The following is a 19345-nucleotide window of genomic DNA, read 5'->3' as shown; positions in this document are numbered from 1 at the left end:
ATATTTCTCCAAGTGGTTTCTTTGGAAAAATATTTTATCAAAAGTCACAAAATGAGAAAATAAATTTTTGCTTAAATTTAATATAAATTTGATATAAATTTAGTCTAAATTTCATATGATGAAAAGGTGCTATCTTGGAGCTCTTTCTCTATTTAAATTGTAAATTTAAGATGATGAAAAAAATACAAATGATAAAGTTATAGTGAAATTTATTAAACCAAATTTGGGCGATTTAAAAGAAAAAATAAATTTGACCACCAAATAGAAAAAAGATAGAAACTACCCTGAATTTCTATCTTACAATCCTTTAGCTAACTTAAATATCTTGAAGAGCTATCTCGCCTACCTCTTCTTGCTCTTGATATCTTTTTGCATCTTCAGTTTTTAGGTGTTGATTTCTTATCTCCATCTCCAAGTCTGCTCTATTGCTACTCTTTTCTAGCGCTTCGTCCATCGTAATGACTCCATTAACATAAAGCTCCAAAAGATGTTGCCCAAAAGTCTGCATTCCATAGGTATTTTTACCATCTTTTATGGCATCATCTAGCTCATGCTCTCTTCCAGTCAAAATCATATCTTCGATTCTTGCATTTTTTATCATAATCTCAACTGCAGCTCTTCTTTTGTTACCTACTGTTCTTACAAGTCTTTGACAAATAACAGCTCCAAGAACAGAGGCAAATGCCATTCTAATGCGGTTTTGCTCACTTCCATCAAACATACCTAAAACTCTGTTTAGAGTATCTTTTGCATCCATTGTGTGAAGCGTTGAAAAGACTAAGTGTCCAGTTTCTGCCGCTCTTATGGCAGTTTCCATGGTAATTGTATCTCTTATCTCACCCACAAATATAACATCAGGATCTTCTCTAAGAGCTGCTCTTAAGGCGTCATAAAAGTCCGAACAGTCTTGCCCCAAAGCTCTTTGATTGACTACACTTTTGGCATCTTTATAGATAAACTCAACAGGATCTTCTATGCTTATGATATGTTTTGGTTTGTTTTCATTTATCAAATTTATCATACTTGCAATGGTAGTAGTCTTTCCGCATCCTGTTGGTCCAGTAACCAAAATAATACCTCTTGAGGTCTCAAGGGCGATTTTTTTTAGAATTTTAGGAAGATTTAGCTCATCAATCGTTGGTATTGTCATAGGAATGGCTCTAAAAACAGCGCTTACACCATCAATTTGTAAAAACATATTTACTCTAAAGCGGTATTCGTTGTTAAGAGTGTAGTTAAAGTCGATATTTTTTTCTTTTAGAAACTCAGCATATCTTATGCCAAGTAGCTCTTTGGCAAGTGCGTCGCCATCTTCCATAGTAAATTTATCTTTGGTAATCTTTACAATATCACCATTTACCCTTGCAGAGATTAGTGCGTTGGATTTGATGTGAAGGTCACTTCCGTTATGTTTTATCAAAAACTCCAAAAGCCTATTTAGCCTTATGGTTTGAGTGTCAATTTTATCCATCACTTCTCTCCTTATATGGACTTTAGGATTTCATCAAAGGCTTTTTTAAACTGCTCTAAGCCATCATTTAAGAGCTTTTCATAAAGCTTGTCTAAATTTATCTTCTTTTGTATCATTGACAGCTCTTTTTCCACCTCTTCCATGCAGAGCGGCTCTTTTATCTTGTTGTTATTTTTGATAAAACTCTTGATGGCCTCAAGTGGTGCTGTGTTTATGCTGTTTTTATACATAAGTTCTTTTATATAGTAGTCCTTTGGCAACTTATCGCTTTTTGTTCCTGTGCTTGCAAAAAGGGCTCTTGTATTTTTAACGGCTGCATTTTCTATGAGATGATAGCACTTTGTAGCATTTAAAATACCTAATCTAAACTTATCATCTAGTTTCTCATCCGCCGCTCTATCAAAACGGCTTACAAAGATACTTATAACAGCGTGCGGCAAGCTCTCTTGTTTGCAACTATCCATGCCATCTTTTATAACTTCTAGGCACTTGGTTGTTTGAGTTGGCGAAAAAATCAAAGTTGCATTTATGTTGATTCCTCTTGACAAAAGCTCTCTCATAGCGCCATATCCCGCCTTTGTAGCTGGTATTTTTATCATAACATTTGGCATATTTATACTCTTAAATAGCCTAACTCCCTCATCTATAGTCAAAACTTCATCATCGCAAAGTCTAGGATCTACCTCAATACTTATAAAACCATCATCGCCCTTTTCGTAGTTTTTAAGTAGCTTTTTGGCAGCATTTCTAATGTCAGTTATAGCCAATGTTTCATAAATCTCTTTTTTATCCCTGCCTTTAAGCTTGCTTAGTTGCTCTTTGTAGGCTGGTGAGTTTAGTATGGACTCTTTAAATATCGCTGGATTGGAGGTAGCTGCATTGACAATGCCACTATCTATCAGCCTAGCAAACTCATTTTCAATAAAATCTCTCTCTATAAAGTCACACCATAAACTAAACTTTTTATACATATTTTTTTATCTCCCTTAAATCTTTTATATCTACACAATGTGTTGCATGTGCCTTCAAAACCTCTTTGGCACAAAATGCTATAGAAACACCAGCTTCTTTGAACATACTTATATCATTGGCGCCATCTCCAACAGCGAGCACCTCCTCTTTTTTGAGTGCAAAAAGCTCTTTTAGCTCTTTTAAAACAGCACCTTTTGCTCTATCAAACATCATCTCGCCATAGACTTCGCCACTTAACTTGCCATCTTTGACATCTAAATAGTTGGCAAAACTTGCATCAAAGCCTAAAATCTGCTTGGCGTGATCTGTTGCTATGTGAAAGCCACCGCTAAAGACAACTACCTTTATGTTTTTTTCTTTGAGATAGCTAATGATCTCTTTTGCGCCATTTATAAAGGGTAAATTTCGAGCGATAAGCTCGATTTTTTGGATATCAACTCCCTTTAAAAGTGCAACTCTTTCTTTAAGTGAGTGGTAAAAATCAAGCTCTCCACTCATTGCTCTGTGAGTTATCTTTGCGACCTCATCGCTCTTTCCTACCTCTTTTGCAAAGATGGTGATAGTTTCGCCATCCATCAACGTTGAGTCAAAGTCAAATATTGCTAATTTTATCACTTGTTACTCCTTTTGCGACATTATACTTGAAAAACTTAAAGAGTTAAGAGATAGCGAGCCATTTTTAAACTCTACTTCATAGATTTTTTGAGAAACTGCGTAGGAGTTTAAGTTCCAATACTCCCTATCCCTAAATTTCAAAAAACTATCTTGATGATAGTGCCCCTCTATGACGATATCGGCTCTGTAGTTTTCTATCTTTTTTGATATTAGCTCTTTGAAATTTGGGATTTTATAATAGAGCGATTTGTCTTTTTGAGAGTTTAAAATGGCTTTTGAGAGTTTGAAATTTAAGGCGCCATCCAAAAAAGTTGCCATCTTTAAAAAGTGCTTGCCTCTTAGAAAAAGTAGACTTTTTTGTGTTATAAATGGCAAAAAAATATCGCCATGCGACATAGCAACTACCTTTTTACCAGCGTTTAGATAAAGCGGCTGCTCTTTGTTTGCAAAGACTTTTGCATGTAAAAAAACTCTCCTTATCCCAAAGTCATGATTGCCCTCAAGATAAAAAAGCTCTGTTTTTTGCGATAGTGAGTTTATTAACTCAATCTCTTTTTTATAAAAATCTAGCAAATATGGCGTGTCTGTCAAAAAATCAAACATATCTCCCAAAAAAAAGAGCTGTGATGGTAGCTGTTTTTTGCTATCTAGCACCTTTAAAAGAGCAAAGAGAGAGCCCCTACTAAGCCCATCATGCGCATCGCCAATCAGCCAAGCTCCATTTTTAAGCTCAACTCTCATCGCCTATCTTTTGGCAAGCTATAGTTTCTATCTCCTATCCTTTGAAATTTATCTCTTTGTAACAAATTTTGACAATCTCAATATCGCTAACGCCCTTTGGTAAATTTAAAGTTATCTCATCGCCCTCTTCTTTGCCTAAAAGCCCCTTTGCAAGCGGAGTATTGACACTTATTAGCCCTTTTGATACATCGCTTTCACTAGCTCCAACAATGGTATAAGAGTGTTCTATTTCGGTTTCAACGTCCATAATAGTCACTGTTGAGCCAAATCTCACCTTGTCATGCTCATACTCTGATGGGTCAATCACCTTTGCGCGGCTTATCATATCGCTAAGTTCGGCTATCCTATTGTCTATAAAGGCCTGTTTTTCTCTAGCTGCGTGGTATTCGGCATTCTCTTTCAAATCGCCATGTCCTCTTGCAATATCAATCTCTTTAACAATGGCTGGTCTTTGGTTTTGTCTAAGATCTCTTAACTCTTCTGTTATTTTTTCATATCCATAAATAGTCATTGGTTCGGTCATTTTATTCCTTTCAGTGGCAATTATACTCTTCTAATATAAAATTTAACTCTCTTCAAAAAGCAATTTAGCTACATTTTTAGCGCTTCCATAAAGCAGATACTCTCTCAAACTATCACAAGCCTTTTTAAATTTATCTCTATCGCATTCGTGGTAGGCTTGCAAGAGATTGGCTTTTGTCACTTCGTTTTGTATAAACTCTTTGTGAAGTGGCTCTTTTTTCATAAAATCAAAGATGATATTGGCAAGTCCAACATGCTTTAGTTTTACAAATTTTCTTGCCAAAAAGATATCCAAACTTCTTGCCTTAAAACAAAGCACAAAAGGAGTTGCAATGAGCGCTGCTTGCAAAGTTGCAGTTCCTGAACATATAAATGCAAACTGGCTAACTCTTAAACTCTCTACTGAGTCAAAACTAAGCTCAAAGTCCAAAACATCACCATAATACTCATCTATCCTATCTTTTAGTGTTGGTGGAATGGCAAGAATTTTTCTATATCCAACAAACTCCTTTGCAACATCTCTAAAGATTGGCATTAGTCGCTCTATCTCAGACCTCCTAGAACCCGGTAAAAAGGCGATAGTTTTATCGTTTGGGCTGTTTTTTACCACTATCTCATCAAGCAATGGATGTCCAACATAGCTGCTTTTGTTATAAAACTCCTTATCAAAAGGGAGTATTGAGGCAAGGTTGTCACAATATCTCTCAACAACCTTTACCCTACCGCTTTTCCATGCCCAAACTTGCGGAAGTATGTAGTAGGTAATGGGCGCTTTAACTCCTGCTTTTTTTATCGCCTTTGCAAGAGGCAAGTTAAAGGCTGGCGAGTCGATTAGCAAAATAGCGTCGCACTCTTTGCTTAGCTCTACCATCTTTTTTATAGCTATTTTGGCTTTAAAGATTAGCGGCAAAACCTCTATAAAGCCCATTGCGTTGAACTCTTTGCTATCAAGATAGGGCTTTGCAAAAGCACTATCAAAAATCCCTAGAATTTCATAATCGCCAAATTTCTTAAGCTCTTCTAAAACATAGCTAAGGTGCAAATTTGCAGAGGACTCAAGAGATGATATAAGATATTTTTTCATAACTCTTCTTTGTAAAAAATTTCTCTATTATATCAAATGTGTTAAAATCTCCCTACAAAAAGGATGGATATGAAAAGAGTGTTACTTTGCTCTTTGGCGCTACTCTTTACAGGTTGTCTAACTGCGCCAAAAATAGAGAAAAAAGTCATTTATGAGCCAAAAAAAGTGCTACTAAAAAGAGCGGCGCAACTTAACAAAACTCCAAATGAGCTAGCACTTATCTATAAAGAGGAGTTAAGCAATAAATTTAACTCTCTTCCAAAGCAGGTTTCGCCTTTGCTTGTTTTAGAAGAGATAAAAAGTGAGAAAAATCAAGTTGTGCTAACTTTTGAGTTTTTGCAACGTATTGATAATATTTATAAAAACAGACTATATTATGAGTATTACAGCACTTTTTTAAACAAAAGTTGTAACAAAAAAAGCACTAGGTTGCTTTTGGAAAAAGGGGTGATAATTGAAAAAAGGTATTTTTATAACAAAGAGGAGCTTTTTAGGCTACGCGCATTTGAAGAGCTTTGTCAAAAAGTGGGGCTATAGATGAAAGAAATTCTTGTGACAAATGATGATGGATACGAAGCAGAGGGACTTTTAGAACTTATAAAAGCTCTAAAAAAGATAGCAAAGGTAACAGTTGTAGCACCTGCTACTCACAAATCGGGCGCCTCTCACTCCATAACCATAACAAAACCGCTTAAATTTGTAAGAGTTGATGATGACTTTTATAAACTAGACGACGCAACACCAAGCGACTGTATCTATCTTGGTATTCACGCACTTTTTAAAGAGACTCTTCCAGATCTAGTCATTAGTGGCATAAATCACGGGGCAAATTTAGCCGAAGATATAACCTACTCAGGGACTTGTGGTGGCGCGATGGAGGGGACTTTGCAAGGCGTTGCCTCGCTTAGTATATCGCAACTTTATATAGCTGATAGTCTTGAAAAATATGGCTTTGATTTAGCTTGTGAAGTGGCACTTCCTTTGATAGAAAAGATCTTAAATGGTGGCTTTCCACTACAAAAAAGAGAGTTTTTAAACTTAAATTTGCCCGCAGTTTCAAAAGCGCAATATAGAGGTCTAAAGGTTGCTCCAGCAGGAACTAAATTTTATCCCAATGAGGCGATGATAAACAAAGATCCACGCGGCAATGAGTATTATTGGCTTGGAAAATCAACTATGAATTACGATCCCAAAATCAACAAAGGAAGCGATCTAGAGGCTGTCTTTAATGGCTATGCCTCACTTACTCCAATAATGCTTGATATGACATCTCATCATAGCTTGAAAGGCTTAAAAGAGTGGATAGATTAGATCAATTTACAAGAGTTAGATGGCTTTTGGAAGATAAATTTCAAACTCTTCAAGAGGCAAAAATTTTAGTTTGTGGATGCGGTGGAGTTGGCGGAGTCTGTATAGATACGCTCTTAAGAAGTGGGGCGCTAAATTTGACTATCATTGACTTTGATAAATTTGAACTTACCAACCAAAACAGACAGCTCTACTCACAAAATCTTGGCGCTTATAAGGTCGATGTTTTTAAACAAATTTATCCTAGTATAACAGCGCTAAATTTAAAACTCACACCAGAGATAATCTCACAGATGGATTTTACAAAGTATGATGTTGTAGTTGATGCTATTGATGATATGCCAGCTAAAATCGCCTTAGCACATGCTACTTGGGAGAAGCTATGTAGCTCTATGGGTGGGGCAAAGAGGATAGATCCAACAGCCATCAAAACAGCAAGTGTTTGGAAAAGTAGCGATGATCCATTTGCTAGAAAATTTCGTTATGAGCTTAAAAAAAGTGGCTTTAATGGGGACTTTGAGGTGGTCTTTTCAACAGAAAAACCGCTTTGCAAAAATATGGGTAGTTTTATGGGCGTTACTGCTAGTTTTGGACTAACTCTTGCTTGGCTTGTTTTAAAAAAGCTAATTTGAAATTTAGCTAAATTTAGACTATTTAAATTTGAGCTATCTTATCTTTTTGGCTCTTTTTTTTGAAATCTTAACTATCCTTGACGGCGCACTTTGAAAAAAATTTTCATCTACAATAACATCAACACTCTGTTTTGCAAACTCCAAATCAAAGTTTTGGTTGTGTCTGTTGGCACTTGTTGAGTATGCCCATTTGATAGTGCGTAAAAACTTCAAATGCCTCTCATCTTTTATAAGTCGCAAAGCCTTGCCATTTGGATAGATAAAGGTAGTTTTGCTAGCCTTCCTAACTTGGTTTTTAAAGAGCTTTGGCACTCTTACAAACTCTTTTAAAGTGGCTAGATCGCTTATAGTTATAAGACATTTTTGTAAGCGATCTCTGTTTTTTAGGGCATTTAGTGCCTCTAAATTTTGGCTAAGAAAGCCAGCGGTTGTATCTGTTTGGCAAAGATAGACTAAAGAGCTTTTCATCTTAGCTTTGAAATTTAGCTATTTTTACTCAAATAGTTTTGGATAGACTCAACTTCAAAGGCACTTCCATCTTTTATCGCATGGATGGATTTAGCAGCTACTAAGGCTGAGCGCATTGTTGTAAAATATGGCAACTTAAACCTTAAGACCTCTTGGCGGATTTTGGCTGCATCTGTTGTGTTTGACTTGTTATCGCTTGTATTTATCACAAGAGCGATATCGCCATTTTTTAGAAGGTCTTCAATGTTTGGTCTGCCGCCCTCGCTTATCTTATAGACTAACTCAGCCTTTACACCATGTTCTAGTAGAGTTTTGTATGTGCCACTTGTAGCAACTATCTCAAAGCCTAGCTTTATAAAATCTTTTGCCAAAGTTGGTGCCTCTTTTTTATCGCTATCCATCAAAGTCAAAAAGACCTTTCCGCTACTTGGCAAGATGTTTGACGCAGCTATTTGGCTCTTTACAAAGCTTTTGGCAAAACTATCACTTATGCCCATAACTTCGCCTGTTGATTTCATCTCAGGGCCAAGGATAAGATCGGCGCCACTTAGTTTGTTAAATGGAAAGACGCTCTCTTTTACGCAGACATGATTTTTGATCTTTGCAACATAAAGCTCGCCCTCTTTTTTGACAACGCCATAGTTATCGTAAAATTTCAAAGCCTCTTTTAAGTCTCCTTGCCACATAACTCTAGTTGCAACTTTTGCCATGGCAAGACCGATTGCTTTGCTAACAAATGGCACAGTTCGGCTAGCTCGAGGATTAACCTCGATGATGTAGAGCTCATCTTCATAAATAGCGTATTGGACATTCATCAAGCCAACAACTCCAAGCTTTAGCGCAATATCTTTTGTAGTTTTGTTGATTTTGTCAATCATCTCTTTTTTGAGTGTAAATGGTGGCAAAACAGACAAGCTATCGCCACTATGAATACCTGCCTCTTCTACGTGCTCCATTATAGCGCCGATAAAGACCTCTTTTCCATCGCTTATGGCATCAACATCTAGCTCAGTTGCATCTTGCAAAAACTTATCAATCAAAACAGGTGAGTGGTGACTTACACTTACAGCCTCACTCATATAGGCTCTTAACTCCGTTTCGTTTTGCACTCTTTTCATAGCTCTTCCGCCAAGCACATAACTTGGACGAACTAAAACTGGATAGCCGATATTTGCCGCCTTTTTAACTGCCTCTTCTACGCTAGTTGCTGTATCATTGTGAGGCTGTTTTACATCTATACTTTTTATAAACTCGCTAAATTTCTTTCTATCTTCAGCTATATCTATAACTCTTGCCTTTGTTCCTATGATCTTGGCGCCATTTATAGTGAGTTTTTTGGCAAATTTAAGTGGAGTTTGTCCGCCAAAATGGACTATTACACCATCTGGCTCCTCTTTTTCTATGACACTTCTTACATGTTCAAAGTCTATTGGTTCAAAATATAACACGTCGCTTGTATCATAGTCAGTGCTTACAGTTTCTGGGTTGCAGTTATACATAATGGTCTTTATGCCTAAATCTTTGAGTGCATAACTTGCATGGACACAACAGTAGTCAAACTCAATACCTTGACCAATCCTATTTGGACCGCCACCTATAATGAGAACTTTTTTTCTACTATCTTTTTTAAAAGTTTTTGGGGCTTCACCTAAAACTGTTGTAGAGTAAAGATATAAAACATCTGTCTTAATCTCTCCTGCTGTGCTATCAACTTGACGATAATCAAGAGTGATATTTTGTTTTTTTCTAGCAAAGTAGATATCGTTTTGAGTGAGCTCTATATTGTCTTTTTTGTTTATGAGGTGAGCAATCATCTTATCGCAAAAGCCCATTTTCTTTGCCTTTAATAGAAGCTCTTTATCATTTACAATATCCATATCGATCTTCTCTTCAAATTTAACTATCTCCTCTATCTCATTTAAAAAGAATGGATCTATTTTGCAATATTGTGCTATCTCTTCTAAACTAAGCCCATCTCTAAAGGCTTGTGCCACATAAAAGAGTCTATCTTGTGTTGCATTTCTAAGTCCATAAATAAGCTCATCTTTGCTAAGTTTTAGCTCATTGAAGCCAAAATAATCTCTCTCAAGTGAACTAATCGCCTTTAAAAGACTCTCTTTGAAAGTAGCACCTATTGCCATCACTTCACCCACACTTTTCATAGCTGTGCCAAGATGTGGGTTGGTGCCTGGAAACTTTTCAAAGGTAAAGCGCGGTATTTTGGTGACTATATAATCAACCTTTGGCTCGAAATTTGAGTTGGTTTTGGTGATGTCATTTTCTATCTCATCAAGTGTATATCCCAAAGCTAAAAGAGTCGATACCTTGGCTATTGGATAACCTGTTGCCTTGCTTGCAAGTGCTGAGCTTCTAGAAACACGCGGATTCATCTCAATTACTACCATTCTGCCATCTTTTGGATTGATAGCAAACTGCACATTGCTTCCACCACAATCTACTCCAACCTCTTTTAAAATTTCAAAAGTGGCAACTCTCATCTTTTCATACTGCTCTTTTGTAAGAGTTAAAGATGGAGCAATAGTTATACTATCTCCTGTGTGGATACCCATAGGATCGATATTTTCTATGGAACAGACTATGATAGCGTTGCCTTTTTTATCTCTTATGGCCTCCATTTCAAACTCTTTCCAACCAAGCAGGCTCTCTTCTATCAAGATCTCATTTATCGGGCTAATACTTATGCCATTACTTGCAAGCTCTTTAAACTCATCAATATTATATGCCACACCACTTCCTGCTCCACCAAGAGTGTAACTTGCCCTTATAATCAAAGGAAAGCCTATCTCCTCGGCTGCCTTTAGTGCTTCAGTTAGATTGTAAGCATAAGCAGAGCGCGGTAAATCCATACCTATCCTTAACATCGCCTCTTTAAAGGCAATTCTATCTTCGCCTTTTTTTATAGCTTCTGGACTTATGCCTATAAATTTCACGCCCTTTGCCTCTTTGCTATCATAGACCTCCATAGCAACATTTAGCGCAACCTGTCCGCCCATAGTAGGAAGTATAGCTTCAACTTTTTCTTTTTTGATAATTTTTAAAATACTCTCTTTAGTTATTGGCTCAAGATATGACGCGTCAGCAAAATCAGGATCTGTCATAATGGTGGCTGGATTGGAGTTGATAAGCACAACTCTATAGCCCTCTTTTTTCAATGCCTTTGTTGCTTGAGTGCCACTATAATCAAACTCACATGCTTGACCTATAACAATTGGTCCGCTGCCTATAACCAAAACTGTATTAAACTCTTTTTTCATCAATTCTCCTTTGTAATCACATAGATATATGATGGGATATTTGGCTTAGAGTAACTTTTCAAAACAGCGCTTTTGTAAAGCTCTTCATCAACAACTCTAACCACCTCTCCAACTGGCACTCCTGCAAAAAATATACCATCAAGCCCGCTTGTATATACTTTATCGCCAACCTTTGGTTCTAACCACTGTGGAATATATTTAACTACCGCATCTTTTCCATCTCCATTTAAAAGTCCAGGAATACGATCTATGCCTATATAGACTGAAAAAGCCACTCTTGGATCGTTTTGTAATATTGCAAGTGGTCTATTGTCCTTTTTTGCAACCACTCCGATAGTATTGCCCTCATAAATAGCGCCATAAACTTTAGAGCTATCAAAGCCTTTGAAATCTACCCAAAAGCTATTAAAATCGCCAATTTGCACATAAGAAAGTGTCTTTACTAACTCTATGTTTGGATTGTAACGACTTGAGTTTCTGTCTATTAGGATTTGATCTAGTTGGCTAGCAAATGTTGAGAGTAGAGCGGCCGATCTTTTAAGCTCTCTATTTTCTGCTCTTAGTTTTTTTATCTCATCTACTTGATTGAAGTGGTTATCTATGGCGTTAATTATATAGGTTTTTGTATTGAAATATCCTCTTAAAACAACTGAAGATAGGTCTAAAATCCCCGCTTTTATCTGTGATCCAAGAATCAATGATGTAGCGATAAGCAACATTATAAAAAGTAGAGGTTTAGCGCTATCCATTTTTTTAGTTATTTGAAATTTGTTTTAAAATCTCTATCTCTTCCAAAGCCTTTTCTGTTCCTCTTGCAACTGCCAAGAGTGGCTCATCGGCAACATAAACAGGAAGTTTTACAATGTCACTTAGATACTTATCAATGCCTCTAATAAGCGCACCACCACCTGTTAAAACAATACCATTTTCTACAATATCGGCTGCTAAGTTTTCAGGCATAGCCTCTAAAACATTTTTAAGTGCGTCGGCTATCTCTTTTAATGGCTCTCTCATCGCCTCTCTTACATCTTCGCTTGTTAGCTCAACTCTACTTAAAAGCCTACTTACTTGATCTTTGCCCTTAACTGTAGTTATAAGCTCTTTTGGAAGCTGAACTGCCGTTCCAACCTTAATCTTAATCTCTTCTCCCGCTCTTTCACCTATTAAAAGATTGTATTTTTCTTTTACGTAGCTTACTATGCTGCTATCTATCTTATCTCCTGCTGTTCTTACAGACTTGCTAATTACTAGCCCGCCAAGAGAGATAACTCCTATCTCAGTAGTTCCGCCACCAATATCAACAACCAAGCTTCCCTTTGGCTCTTTTATCGGTAAATTTGCTCCAATAGCTGCTGCCATAGGCTCTTCTATCAAAAAGACCTCTCTTGCTCCTGCCATTAAGGCACTCTCTCTTACAGCCTTTCTTTCAACTTGAGTTAAGCCATAAGGGACTGAGATGATAATGCGAGGGCGGATGAAGCTTTTTCTTCTATGAGTCTTTTCGATAAAGTGTCTTATCATCTTCTCTGTCATATCAAAATCAGCGATAACTCCATCTTTCATCGGTCTAATAGCCTCAATTCCGCCTGGAGTCTTACCAACCATCTCTTTTGCCTCATGTCCAACAGCAAGTATCTTTTGCTTGCCATATTTTTCAGTTTGCACAGCAACCACACTTGGCTCATCAATAACAATGCCTCTTTTTTTCACTAAAACTAAGGTATTTGCAGTGCCTAAATCAATCGCCATATCACTTGAAAATAGCCCAAGAATTGCATCAATCATTTTTCTTCCTTATTTTTGTTTGTATCATTTTTAACTAAAATAGCCTTCTCTTTTTTATCCACAACATCTTTTGTAATTATAACGTCATAGCCGTTAAGCTCTGGCAACTCATACATAATATCTAGCATCGTCTCTTCCATAATTCCCCTAAGCCCTCTGGCACCCGTCTGCCTTGCAATGGCCAAATTTGCAACCTGCAAAAGTGCATCTTTTTCAAATTTTAAGTTTGCACCATCTATAGCAAAAAGTTTTTGATACTGTTTTAAGATAGCATTTTTAGGAGCTGTTAAGATTTGAACCATATCCTCTTTGGTAATCTCATTTAGAGTGGCAACTACGTGAAGTCTGCCTATAAGCTCTGGTATAAGACCATATTTTACTAAATCATCAGACTCAATTAGTTCAAAAAGATCATTACTATTGTCAAATTTAACCCTTTTATCCTGCGCAAACCCTAAGACATTTTTGCCAACTCTAGCTCTGATGATATCTGTAATTCCATCAAAGGCGCCACCACAAACAAAGAGTATATTTGAAGTATCTATCTGGATAAAGTCTTGATTTGGGTGTTTTCTGCCGCCTTTTGGTGGGATATTTACAACACTTCCTTCAATTATCTTAAGCAAAGCTTGTTGCACGCCCTCGCCACTTACATCTCTTGTAATACTTCTATTTTCGCCCATTCTAGCGATTTTATCTATCTCATCAACAAAGACAATGCCTTGCTGCGCTCTTTTAACATCGCCATTTGCCGCTTGTAAAAGCTTAGTTAGGATATTTTCAACATCTTCGCCAACATAGCCCGCCTCTGTAAGACTTGTCGCATCGCATATTGCAATTGGCACATCTAAAAACCTAGCCAAAGTTTGCGCCATGAGTGTTTTGCCACTTCCTGTTGGCCCAATGAGTAGTATATTTGACTTTGAGATTTCGGTATCATCATCTATCAAGCTCTGCTTAAAAATCCTTTTGTAGTGGTTATAAACTCCAACACTAAAGGTCTTTTTGGCTCTATCTTGTCCTATAACATAGTCATCAAGCACCCCTTTTAGATGTTTTGGCGTAAATTCTTTGAAGTTGATCTCTTCTTGTTTTTGCTCTTTTTGAACATCTTCTCCGCCATGTATTATCTCATATGCTGCATCTACGCAATACTCACAAATAAAGCCATCTTTTCTCTCATTTGGTAAGATTCTTCTTCCATCAGCCGAACTCTCGCCGCAAAAACTGCACTTATATACCATTTAGTGCCCTCTTTTTCAAAGGAATGCCTCTTTTTGTATTCATTATAAACTCACACATTTTTACTATATTTAGATTTTTGGTCTTGGCAAGTAGCTCTTTTGCCTGCTCTTTTATGTTGGTTCCTTTGTTAAATATAAATTTGTAAGCTCTATTTATCTCTTCTACCATCTCTTTATCAAAACGTCTTCTAATGCCTACCAAATTTAACCCTCTAATATAGGCCCTATTTCCCTCAGCCAAACAAAATGGAACTATATCTTGAGAAAGCGCACTTGCACCTGCTATCATACAGCTCTCGCCAACCTTTACAAACTGATGTATTGGAGTAAGTCCTCCAACAACAGCGTAATCGCCAAGCTCAACATGCCCTGCTAGAGTTGCATTGTTGGCTAAAATAATATTGTCCCCAAGCTTGCAATCATGTGCAACATGAACATATGCCATTAAAAGCACATTATCGCCAATCCTAGTAACTCCATCGCCCTTGCTTGTGCCTGAATTTACTGTGCAAAACTCTCTTATGGTTGCGTTTTTGCCTATTATAAGAGAGGTTTTTTCGCCCTCTTTAAAGCTTATATCTTGCGGTATCTCGCCAACTATGGCATAGCTAAAAACTCTTGAATTCTCGCCAATTGTTGTATCGCCAATAATTCTAGCACCATGTTTTATAACTGAACCAGCACCTATCTTGGCATTTTTTGAGATAAAGGCATAAGCCTCTACTCTAACGCCATCTCCTAAAATAGCGCCATCTTCAACTATGGCTGTTGGATGTATGAGTGATGTTTGCATTATTTATCCATTATCATCGCTTGAAGAACTGCCTCTGCAACAACTGCACCATCTATGCAAGCTTTGCCATCAAGGACCCAAATTCTACCTCTATGTTTGATAGCTTCGATATGATACTCAAGTCTATCGCCCGGACGGACAGGCTTTCTAAATTTCGCCTTATCAATACTCATAAAATAGACAACCTTGTCCTTAAGCTCGCTCTCATCCATGCTCTTAAAAGCTAGCACGCCGCCAGCTTGTGCCATTCCTTCAATAATCATAACTCCTGGATAGATAGGATGCCCTGGAAAATGCCCTTGGAAAACCTGTTCGCTAATGGAGACATTTTTGTAAGCAACGATATTTTTGCCAGGATTTAGCTCTAAAACTCTATCTATAAGTAAAAACGGATATCTATGTGGAAGAATTTGCATAATTTCATTTACATTTAACATTTTCTCTCTCTTTTTTTTGTTTATTCCAATCGACAATAATATCAAAAAGTTACTAAAATTTCCCTAACATCTAAATATATTTTTGAAAAAGCTACAATTTCCACCTTTGCTGGAACTAATTTTTCAATTACGATAATTGGTGAAAAGCTACCTTTTTCACAAATTTTTTCTCTTAAATTTAACTCTTCATCAACACTTAAAGGTTTTTTTAAAAACTCATCAAAACTCTTAAATTTCACCCCTAAAATCTCTTTAAATTTATCAAAGCTAAAAATTATTATATTGTTTTTTACAAACTCATCACACTCATAATTTATACTAAATTTAACTAAATTTCTCTCAAAATAAGAGTTAAATAAAAAATAACTTTTTATAACTTTTTCATCAAATTTAACTAACCCTCTTAAAAGCCTATAATTTATAAAACTATCTTTTTGAAGCCTAAATTTGACCTTTTGCTCCTCCAAGGCTCTTAAATTTCTATAAAATTTAACTCTATCTTCTGGGGAGTTTGGCTGAATTTGGTGGTTTATAGAACTCATTAGCTCAAATTCCAAACTAGCTCTATTTTGCATTTTCATAGCATAGATGCAGCCACAATAATTTTGATGATATAAGTTATCTTTTTTTGCTAAATCAAACTGAGCTTTGCTTCCGCCATTTTTCCTAAAATCAGGCGCTACAAAATCAAGGTTAAATTTAGCGCAAATTTTTGATAAAGACTTTTGCAGTTGGGCGTGGGATTTTTTAGGACTCATTAAAAGCGTTGTGGTTATTGAGCTTTCACCCAATTTTTTAGCTAAAATGGCTGTTTTTTCCATCCTAAAATCAAAGCATTTTTGACAACGCTCACCTTTTTCAGGCTCATTTTCAAGCCCTTTTATAAACCTAAACCACTCATCAAGCTCATAATCACCCAAAATAACTTCAATCCCAAGAGCTTTTGCACTTTTTTTAACATCCTCGTAGCGGAGTAAAAACTCACTATATGGATGGATATTTGGGTCATAAAAATAGCCAATTATCCTCTCATCTGGATAAATCTCCTTTAATTTTCTTAAAAAATAGTGGCTATCAACACTACAGCAAATTTGAACTAACAATCAAGTCCTCTTTTTTTAAAACAATATGCAAAAATTATAAAACTAATTGTGGTAACTATAAAATACTCCATATTGTATTTTGATGCACGAAAAGATAAAAAAGCAAATATCGTAAAAACAACACAAACAGCAGCAGTAAAAATACTAAATTTCAAAGAGCTATTTGAAACAATCACTTTAATATCTTTAATTTTTTCAAACCTTTCATATAAAAAATTTAGATAGAGAACAAGCGCTATAGCACGGGCAATAGTCATACTAAAACTCCAATCATTCATATACTTAAGCAAAATGTCATGAATATCAAACAAATAAGCGCAAATAGACGAAATAACAATATATATCGCAAGAAGTGCAGCCCAGACAATATATGAGATTATATACCAAAAAATAACGATAAAAACCGGCTGCAAAGCTATAAACGATAATAAATCAAAAAATTTTATCTTTTGCTCTAATTTGTCTTGCAAAACTCTACTCTAAATTTGAAGTTAAATCAGCTAAAACTTTTGCTGCGTGATCTTTTGCTTTTACGCTTTTATAAACCTTTAAAATGTTGCCTTTTTTATCAATTACAAAAGTTGTTCTAACTATACCTAAATACTCTCTACCATAGTTTTTTCTAACTTGCCAAACACCATAAAGCTTGCTAACATTTTTATCTTCATCACTTAGTAAAATGTGTTTTAAGTCATGTTTTTTTATAAAGTTTTCGTGGCTTTTTACAGAATCTGGACTAATGCCAATGATTACACTATCATTTGCTATAAAATCATCATAATTTTGACTAAACTCGCAAGCTTCTGTTGTGCAACCTGGAGTGTTGTCTTTTGGATAAAAATATAAAATCACATTTTTACCTATAAAATCATTTAAATTTATCTCAACACCATCTTGATTTTTAAGGCTAAAATTTGGAGCCCTATCTCCTTTTTGTAAAGTTACTTTTCTCTCTTTATCTTCTTTTAAAAAATCACTCATTTTTTACTCCTATATATAAAGTTAATTAAAAGATATTATAATATCAAAATTAACTTTAGCAATAAGGAATTTCAAATGCTTAGAAAATTTATTTGTTATTTAGCCACTTTATGCTGCTGTATTAGTTTAAGTGTGGCTAGAGACTTAAGCGAGATAAGAAATTCTAAAGTCTTAGTTGTTGGAGTTTTGGAAAACTACCTTCCATTTAGCAAAAAAGAGGAAGATGGTTCTTTTAGAGGCTTTGAAATAGAACTTGCACAGGCTTTGGCAGATGAGATTTTCAATGGCATTGCTGGATATAAAGTTGATTTTATAGCTACAAGATTTATAGAGAGAATCCCATTTTTGCAAAGCAATAAAGTTGATTTAGTTATCGCGCTATTTCCTCAAACAGATGAAGCAAAAGAGATTGTGGAGTTTTCTATGCCATATCTTAGTCTAAATACGGGAATTCTTACAAGAACAGAAGATCATCTAAAGACCTTTAAAGATATCAAAGACAAAAGAATAGCTCTTCAGACAAACACCTTAGCTGAAAAATATATCCTATCAAAGGGCATTAACAAAGAGCAATTAAGCTACATAAAATGGTACAAAGATGGCTATAGACTACTTATCAATAAGCAAGTTGATGCTGTAGTTGGAGACAATGTTGCGATGCTTGGTTATCCTGTAATTGACTCAAATGTTGAAGTTATCCAAAAAAATATAAGCTCTTATACATTTGTCTCTGTTGGAGCAACAAAGGCCAACAAAGAGCTTATAAAAATAGTCAATAAAAGACTTATAGATCTTAGCCACTCTGGATGGTTTAAGACGAGTTATCAAAATACTTTTGATCCGTTCTACAAGGGAACTGCCGATAAGAAGTATTTTTTGCTAGATGATGTTTATAATATCTTGGCGCCACAAGAATAAATTTGAGATTTAAATTTGGCTATAATGAAAAAATTTATTGAAATTTAAAACTAAAAGGAGCGAAAATGGCACAGATAAAAGAGGCTAAATTTATTTGGCTTGATGGCAAAATAATACCTTGGGCTGATGCGAAAATTCATGTTTTAACTCACTCTTTACACTATGGCAATGCTGTTTTTGAAGGAGTTAGAGCCTACAAAACTAAAAAAGGTATGGCGATATTTAGGTTGCAAGAGCATACAAAAAGACTTTTAAACTCAGCAAAAGCATGCCTTATAGAGGTCCCTTACTCACAAGATGAGTTACAAAGGGCACAAATTGAGCTTATGGAGGCAAACAAATTTACAAACACAACCTATCTTAGACCGCTAGTTTTCTTAGGATATGGCTCAATGGGAGTTTCACACAAAGGCTCACCAACTCAAGTTGCACTTATTGCTTGGGAATGGGGCGCTTATATGGGCGATGAGGCACTTAAAAAAGGTGTGAAAGTAAAGATAAGCTCATGGATCAAAAACCCGCCAACCTCTATGATGAGCAAAGCAAAGGCAAGTGCAAACTACTTCAACTCACAGATGGCAAATTTTGAAGCACTTGATGCAGGTTATGATGAGGCGTTACTTTTGGATTATGATGGCTTTGTAGCTGAAGGAAGTGGCGAGTGCTTTTTCATAGTAAGAGATGGCGTTATCATCACTCCGCCAAACGATACAAGCTTGGAGAGTATTACTCAAAATACAGTTATTGAGATAGCTAAAGACTTGGGATATGAGGTAAAAAGAGAGAGAATCACAAGAGATGAGGTCTATATAGCAGATGAGGCGTTTTTTACTGGAACTGCAGCCGAAGTAACTCCAATAAGCAATGTAGATGGCAGGATTATAGGAGATGGATATTGTGGCGAAGTGACACAAAAACTCCAAAAGGCCTATTTTGATGTAGTCATTGGTAACAACAAAAAATATGAAAAATATCTAACTTATATAAAAGGATAAA

The 19345-nt window shown here is 36.0% G+C and carries 21 protein-coding genes; 5 read left to right on the top strand and 16 right to left on the bottom strand.

All coding sequences use genetic code 11. The features are described 5' to 3' along the window. Positions 1–316 precede the first annotated feature (316 nt). The 6 genes from Q0X52_RS00995 to lpxB are packed head-to-tail and all read right to left on the bottom strand — an operon-like array spanning position 317 to position 5405. The gene (locus tag Q0X52_RS00995) at positions 317–1471 is read right to left on the bottom strand and encodes a type IV pilus twitching motility protein PilT (RefSeq protein ID WP_297573663.1); all 1155 of its coding nucleotides are present in this window, start codon (positions 1469–1471) and stop codon (positions 317–319) included. 11 nt (positions 1472–1482) lie between these two features. Then, positions 1483–2442 (bottom strand): transaldolase, encoded by a 960-nt coding sequence (locus Q0X52_RS00990; RefSeq protein ID WP_297573660.1) that lies wholly within the window; start codon positions 2440–2442, stop codon positions 1483–1485. Further along, positions 2435–3058 (bottom strand): phosphoserine phosphatase SerB, encoded by a 624-nt coding sequence (gene serB / locus Q0X52_RS00985; RefSeq protein WP_297573657.1) that lies wholly within the window; start codon positions 3056–3058, stop codon positions 2435–2437. Before serB ends, Q0X52_RS00990 begins: the two co-directional genes overlap by 8 nt. Before the next feature lie 3 nt (positions 3059–3061). Then, positions 3062–3799: a UDP-2,3-diacylglucosamine diphosphatase gene (locus Q0X52_RS00980; protein ID WP_297573655.1), complete on the bottom strand. Its 738-nt coding sequence runs from the start codon at positions 3797–3799 to the stop codon at positions 3062–3064. 34 nt (positions 3800–3833) lie between these two features. Beyond that, complete coding sequence (gene greA / locus Q0X52_RS00975) at positions 3834–4322, bottom strand: transcription elongation factor GreA (RefSeq protein WP_297573652.1); 489 nt, start codon at positions 4320–4322, stop codon at positions 3834–3836. A 42-nt stretch (positions 4323–4364) separates the two neighbouring features. After that, positions 4365–5405: a lipid-A-disaccharide synthase gene (gene lpxB / locus Q0X52_RS00970; protein WP_297573649.1), complete on the bottom strand. Its 1041-nt coding sequence runs from the start codon at positions 5403–5405 to the stop codon at positions 4365–4367. 69 nt (positions 5406–5474) lie between these two features. Here lpxB and Q0X52_RS00965 point away from each other — a divergent pair, with 69 nt between their 5' ends. From Q0X52_RS00965 to Q0X52_RS00955, 3 genes are read left to right on the top strand one after another with little or no spacing between them, the layout of a single operon-like run. Continuing rightward, positions 5475–5942 (top strand): hypothetical protein, encoded by a 468-nt coding sequence (locus Q0X52_RS00965; RefSeq protein ID WP_297573640.1) that lies wholly within the window; start codon positions 5475–5477, stop codon positions 5940–5942. Next, positions 5943–6716, top strand: a complete 774-nt coding sequence (gene surE / locus Q0X52_RS00960; protein WP_297573637.1) for a 5'/3'-nucleotidase SurE — start codon at positions 5943–5945, stop codon at positions 6714–6716. It begins immediately after the preceding gene. Beyond that, complete coding sequence (locus tag Q0X52_RS00955; RefSeq protein ID WP_297573633.1) at positions 6704–7345, top strand: ThiF family adenylyltransferase; 642 nt, start codon at positions 6704–6706, stop codon at positions 7343–7345. Before surE ends, Q0X52_RS00955 begins: the two co-directional genes overlap by 13 nt. Before the next feature lie 33 nt (positions 7346–7378). Here Q0X52_RS00955 and Q0X52_RS00950 read toward each other — a convergent pair whose 3' ends face one another. From Q0X52_RS00950 to bcp, 10 genes are read right to left on the bottom strand one after another with little or no spacing between them, the layout of a single operon-like run. Next, positions 7379–7813: a Sua5 YciO YrdC YwlC family protein gene (locus Q0X52_RS00950; RefSeq protein WP_297573630.1), complete on the bottom strand. Its 435-nt coding sequence runs from the start codon at positions 7811–7813 to the stop codon at positions 7379–7381. 14 nt (positions 7814–7827) lie between these two features. Further along, a complete protein-coding gene (carB, locus tag Q0X52_RS00945) occupies positions 7828–11088 on the bottom strand; it encodes a carbamoyl-phosphate synthase large subunit (protein WP_297573627.1) in 3261 nt (1086 codons plus the stop codon). Then, on the bottom strand, positions 11088–11837 hold the full coding sequence (mreC, locus tag Q0X52_RS00940) for a rod shape-determining protein MreC (RefSeq protein WP_297573624.1): 750 nt from the start codon (positions 11835–11837) through the stop codon (positions 11088–11090). The genes carB and mreC overlap by 1 nt, the downstream gene beginning before the upstream one ends. A gap of 4 nt (positions 11838–11841) precedes the next feature. Beyond that, on the bottom strand, positions 11842–12873 hold the full coding sequence (locus Q0X52_RS00935) for a rod shape-determining protein (protein ID WP_297573621.1): 1032 nt from the start codon (positions 12871–12873) through the stop codon (positions 11842–11844). Then, positions 12870–14117 (bottom strand): ATP-dependent Clp protease ATP-binding subunit ClpX, encoded by a 1248-nt coding sequence (gene clpX / locus Q0X52_RS00930; protein WP_297573618.1) that lies wholly within the window; start codon positions 14115–14117, stop codon positions 12870–12872. The genes Q0X52_RS00935 and clpX overlap by 4 nt, the downstream gene beginning before the upstream one ends. Continuing rightward, the gene (gene lpxA, locus Q0X52_RS00925) at positions 14107–14910 is read right to left on the bottom strand and encodes an acyl-ACP--UDP-N-acetylglucosamine O-acyltransferase (protein ID WP_297573615.1); all 804 of its coding nucleotides are present in this window, start codon (positions 14908–14910) and stop codon (positions 14107–14109) included. The genes clpX and lpxA overlap by 11 nt, the downstream gene beginning before the upstream one ends. Continuing rightward, a complete protein-coding gene (gene fabZ, locus Q0X52_RS00920) occupies positions 14910–15347 on the bottom strand; it encodes a 3-hydroxyacyl-ACP dehydratase FabZ (RefSeq protein ID WP_297573613.1) in 438 nt (145 codons plus the stop codon). The genes lpxA and fabZ overlap by 1 nt, the downstream gene beginning before the upstream one ends. A 41-nt stretch (positions 15348–15388) precedes the next feature. After that, on the bottom strand, positions 15389–16450 hold the full coding sequence (locus Q0X52_RS00915) for an epoxyqueuosine reductase QueH (RefSeq protein WP_297573610.1): 1062 nt from the start codon (positions 16448–16450) through the stop codon (positions 15389–15391). After that, a complete protein-coding gene (locus Q0X52_RS00910; RefSeq protein WP_297573607.1) occupies positions 16444–16920 on the bottom strand; it encodes a hypothetical protein in 477 nt (158 codons plus the stop codon). Before Q0X52_RS00910 ends, Q0X52_RS00915 begins: the two co-directional genes overlap by 7 nt. Positions 16921–16924: 4 nt before the next feature. After that, complete coding sequence (gene bcp, locus Q0X52_RS00905; RefSeq protein WP_297573605.1) at positions 16925–17431, bottom strand: thioredoxin-dependent thiol peroxidase; 507 nt, start codon at positions 17429–17431, stop codon at positions 16925–16927. Between the two features lie 75 nt (positions 17432–17506). On the opposite strand from bcp, the gene Q0X52_RS00900 reads away from it, so the two are divergent. After that, on the top strand, positions 17507–18349 hold the full coding sequence (locus Q0X52_RS00900) for a transporter substrate-binding domain-containing protein (protein ID WP_297573602.1): 843 nt from the start codon (positions 17507–17509) through the stop codon (positions 18347–18349). A gap of 65 nt (positions 18350–18414) precedes the next feature. Continuing rightward, a complete protein-coding gene (locus Q0X52_RS00895) occupies positions 18415–19344 on the top strand; it encodes a branched-chain amino acid transaminase (RefSeq protein WP_297573597.1) in 930 nt (309 codons plus the stop codon). Position 19345: the final 1 nt, after the last annotated feature.

The organism is uncultured Campylobacter sp. (genome assembly GCF_947255105.1).
In the GTDB taxonomy this organism is placed as follows: domain Bacteria; phylum Campylobacterota; class Campylobacteria; order Campylobacterales; family Campylobacteraceae; genus Campylobacter_B.
The sequence above is the reverse complement of the archived record's forward strand: the minus strand, read 5'-3'. Positions and strand labels throughout refer to the sequence as shown.